This is a genomic window from Nocardia sp. NPDC004718 (genome assembly GCF_053601535.1).
In genome coordinates, this window is sequence record NZ_JBSGCA010000158.1 from 1 (window position 1) to 1386 (window position 1386).

The 1386-nt window shown below is 64.1% G+C and carries 1 protein-coding gene; it reads right to left on the reverse strand.

The genetic code is table 11. The annotated features are described in order from the left end of the window. Window positions 1-43 precede the first annotated feature (43 nt). Window positions 44-1329, reverse strand: a protein-coding gene (locus ACWEH3_RS36085) for an IS3 family transposase (protein WP_450026956.1) whose coding sequence is annotated in 2 segments (ribosomal slippage) — window positions 44-1056 and window positions 1056-1329 — 1287 coding nt in all. Because the reading frame shifts where the segments join, the coding sequence is not laid out codon by codon here. Window positions 1330-1386: the final 57 nt, after the last annotated feature.

Genomic DNA, 1386 nt, shown 5'->3' on the forward strand with positions numbered 1-1386 from the left:
TGAACCGCCCCGGCTTTCCTGCCGGTGTTTTACGGGCCGGTAGTCACTCGGCCCATCGGTCTGTGTCAGCGTAGTGCGCTGCCTCGTACTCGGTCGGTGAGATCATGCCCAGACTCGAATGCAAGCGCCGGTTGTTGTACCACTCGACCCATGCCGCGGTCGCGTACTCGACATCGGCGATCGTCTTCCACGGACCGTCGTGGAACACCGCCGTGCGGATGCATTCGGCCTTGTAGAGGCCGTTTATGGTCTCCATCAGGGCGTTATCGTAGGCGTCGCCGACGCTGCCGATCGATGGGCTGATGCCCTCGATCCGCAGATGCTCGGTGAAGCGGATACTGGTGTATTGAGACCCCGCATCGGAATGGCATGTCAACCGACCTCTTTCGACCGGATTACCTTCATGGCCGCGGCGCCACAGCGCCATCCGTAACGGCACATCGACCAGCTCGACGTCCCGTTTGATCGAGGCATGCCAGCCCACGATCTTCTGGGAGAAGCAGTCCACAATGAACGCGACATACGAAAACGACTGATACGTACGCACATACGTGAAATCTGTCACCCACTTCCGGTCCGGCGCGACCGCGGTGAAGTCCCGGTCAAGTAGATCAGGTGCTCTGGTGTCGGCCGGGTTCGAGATCGTGGTCCTGGCTCGTTTACCACGCACGACACCGGTCAAGCCGAGCGAGCGCATGGCTCGGTCGACGGCCCCGAACCCGGCGTCGGGGAACAGGGTCCGGCGGATGAGAGCCAGCATCTTGCGCCGGCCATAGAGCCCTTCCGGGGTCAGCACACGCTGCCCGGCGGCGTTGGTGGTGAACGCCAGGGTCCGGATCGCGTCCTGGATCAGGGCGTCGGTCACGGTCCTGGCCGCCGGCCTGTTCCCGGGTCCAGCCGGGGCACACCAGGCCCGCAAGGTTCGTGCCGCGATCTTGAGCCCAGCGGTGCTGAGGGCGATCAAGATCGACTCGACGGCGTGACCAGCAGCGCGCATCTGGTCGGTGAACGCCACGATCAGCGGTTTCGGGGGTCGAGTTCCCCCGCGAAGAAAATTGTCGCCGATTTCAGGATGTCGTTGACCTCACGCAGCCGCTTGTTCTCCGCCCGCAACCGGCGCAACTCCTCGCGTTCGTCGCTGGTCACACCCGGCACCTGGCCCGCGTCGATCTCTTCCTGCATCACCCAGCGCCGCACCGATTCCCGGGACACGCCGAGGGACTCGGCGACCTGGACATGCACGGCACGCTCGGTCGAGTACTCCGAGCGGTGCTCCCGCACAAGCCTGACGGCCTGGCTCCGAAGCACTGGGTCGATCTTTTTGGGCATGGCCCATATCCTTCCTGCTACCCCATAACGGGGCGGCAGAAAAGCCGGGGCGGTTCA